At 69.6% G+C, this 2,625-nt stretch carries 2 protein-coding genes; both read left to right on the top strand.

The features are described from left to right. The first annotated feature begins 492 nt into the window (after window positions 1–492). Window positions 493–1,920, top strand: coding sequence for a cytochrome P450 (locus CM1CMNOD_RS19680; protein WP_013875346.1), 1,428 nt, complete (start codon window positions 493–495; stop codon window positions 1,918–1,920). Window positions 1,921–2,260: 340 nt separating this feature from the next. Further along, window positions 2,261–2,569 (top strand): hypothetical protein, encoded by a 309-nt coding sequence (locus tag CM1CMNOD_RS19685; RefSeq protein WP_013875347.1) that lies wholly within the window; start codon window positions 2,261–2,263, stop codon window positions 2,567–2,569. Window positions 2,570–2,625: the final 56 nt, after the last annotated feature.

Here is a 2,625-nt window from a genome sequence, read left to right on the forward strand (position 1 = left end):
AAAGTGGGAACCCTCCACTTCGGTCGTAACCTGTCCGGGAGGTTCGGAAGCACCGAGACGGTCCCCGTCGCCGCCGCGGGGATTTTCACCCCGTCCGCGGTGATGTGTTGTAGGTGATATGTCATCTATCTGACATACCGGGTGCTGCTGGCCTGACCCCCTGTCCCCGATACCCACCGCGCCCCGCGGGTATCGGGGTTTCGATCATCGATTCGATCAGTCCGACCGAGTCGGCCGGCCCAGGCCTGGGGGCCTCGCCCGTGGACCTGCCGGCAGGCCGCGCGTGGACAGCGCCGTGGCGTTCACAGCCGCGCCCGCCGGGGCGGTCGAGCACCCGCCGAACCGGCGGGCGGACAGGTCCAGGCGGACGGACGTGGCCGGTGTCTCCCGCCGCACCGCCTAGATCGCGATTATCGTGAAGATCAGTCTGCCGGTCGTCCTGCTTGGTTGAGCGCCCCCTGCCCCCGCCCGTGTTCCCGAGGAGGGTCCGCGATGACCGTTACCCCGCCTGCCACCGTCACGCCGGGGCCCGTGCCGATACGCGCGCACCCTGTTCCAGGATCGGCCGGTGGCCTGCGCGCCGCGAGGAAGCTGCTGCGCGCCGATCCGCTCGCCGGCCTCGTCCGCCTGCGCCAGACCCACGGCCCGGTCGTGCAGCTGTCGTCCCGGCCGCTGTCGGCGTTCCTGGTGGCGGATCCGGACGCGATCGCCGACGTGCTGGTCGGGTCGCACCGTTCCTACCGGCGGGGGTTCGTCCGCCGTGGCCCCGGCTCTCGCGGCACCGCGGTGCAGCCCCTCACTATAGTGCTCGGGCAGGGCCTGCTGACCAGCTCCGGTGAGCTGCACCGCAGGCAGCGGCGGCTCATGCAACCGCTGTTCCACCACCAGCGGATCTTCGAGTACGGCGAGACGTTCGCCGCGATCGCCGACGTGCGGGCCGCGCGCTGGCGGAACGGGCAGCATCTCGACATACACGACGAGATGATCGAGATGACGCTGGCGATGGTCACGAAGACCCTGTTCGACGTCGATGTCGACGCCGATACCGACCGCGACATCGTGGCCGTGATCCGGGCCGCCATCAGTGAGAACACGGTGGCCGCCCGCAAGGCCCTGCACACCGGTTTCGAGCTGCTGGAACGGCTGCCGCTGCCCTCGGCCCGGCGTCGCCGCGAGACTCGCCAGGCCCTCGACCGGGTCGTCTACGACCTCATCGAACGCCGCCGCCGCGAAGGGGCGGAAGGCCGGGATCTGTTGTCGCTGCTGTTGTCCGCCCGTGACGCCGACAGCGGGGACGGCATGGACAACAGCCAGGTTCGGGACGAGACCCTGACCATCATGCTCGCCGGTCACGAGACCACCGCCAACGCGCTGACCTGGACCTTTCATCTCCTCGGCCAACATCCCGAGGTGGCCGCGGCACTGCACGCCGAACTCGACGGCGTCCTGGCCGGCCGGCGTCCGACAGTCGCGGACCTGCCCCGCCTGCCGTTCACCGACGCGGTGCTCAGCGAGTCGATGCGGCTCTACCCGCCCGTGTGGGCGATGAGCCGGTATCTGGTGGAGGACCGTGTCGTCGGTGGTTATCCGTTGCCCGCAGGGTCGACGCTGCTGCTGAGCCAGTGGGTCGTTCACCGCGACGAGAAATGGTGGCCGGAACCGGAACGGTTCGACCCGGCCCGCTGGCTCGGGGACCGGGTCGACCCCGACCGGCCCCGCTACGCCTACTTCCCCTTCGGCGGCGGCCCGCACCAGTGCATCGGCAACAGCTTCGCCCGGACCGAAGGGGTGCTCGCGCTCGCGACGATCAGCCGCCGCTGGACGTTCGAGCCCGTCTCCGGCTTGAAGATCACCCCTGAGCCGCTGGTGACCCTGCGGCCCCGAGACGGACTGCCGATGACCGTCCGTCGCCACGGCTGACGGCACGCCGCCCCGCACCCGACCCCCGGTCTCGCTCGGTCCCTGGCCTCGCCGATCCCCGTGCGGAGAGCACGGGCGAACGAAATACCACCAGCCGCTCCTTCACCGCGGCCGGCCGCCGGAAGCGTCGTTCTTCCGACCGGTTATCCGGCTATCCGACCGGCCGGCCGACCGGGTAGCCAATTGCCGAGCGATCCCGGCTCCCGCCATGTACCCGGACGCCGTGCGGAACATTGTGATGAAGCCAGCGCCACAGTGCGCAGCCTTCGGGTTCCGATACCCTGCCGGCCGACCTACTCTTGAAGAGGAACATCCGTCACCTGTATCCGCTGGGAGTAAAATGACTGCCAGAACCCTGCGGCGTGCCGTGGTCGCTATTGCCACCGGGCTTTTCGCCGTGTTCCTGGGCACAGCTCCCGCCAGTGCCCTGCCCACCAGCACCGACACCGGAATCGGCGGCGGAACCGCCATAACCATCGACGACCCCGCCACCGGCACGGATCCCGCCACCGGCGGGGACTCCGCGGCCGGCGCTGGCTCCAATGCCCTGGGCGCGATCTCCGGCGTGGTGGAGGGCCTCTTCTCCAGCGCCTTCTCCCAGGCCGGAAACGCTGTTTCCGAAGGATTGCCCAACGGGACCCCGAACTAGCTCCTCCAAGACCGGCCGATAATACTTCCAATATTTTCGTGCTCGTCGTCCCGGCC

Origin of the sequence: Protofrankia symbiont of Coriaria myrtifolia, assembly GCF_900634755.1 — a bacterium.
GTDB classification, from domain to species: Bacteria; Actinomycetota; Actinomycetes; order Frankiales; family Frankiaceae; genus Protofrankia; species Protofrankia coriariae.

Bases quoted from the DNA above. Each gene is read 5' to 3' on its own strand.
- CM1CMNOD_RS19680 (WP_013875346.1), top strand. From the start codon at position 493: ATGACCGTTACCCCGCCTGCCACCGTCACGCCGGGGCCCGTGCCGATA.
- CM1CMNOD_RS19685 (WP_013875347.1), top strand. From the start codon at position 2,261: ATGACTGCCAGAACCCTGCGGCGTGCCGTGGTCGCTATTGCCACCGGG.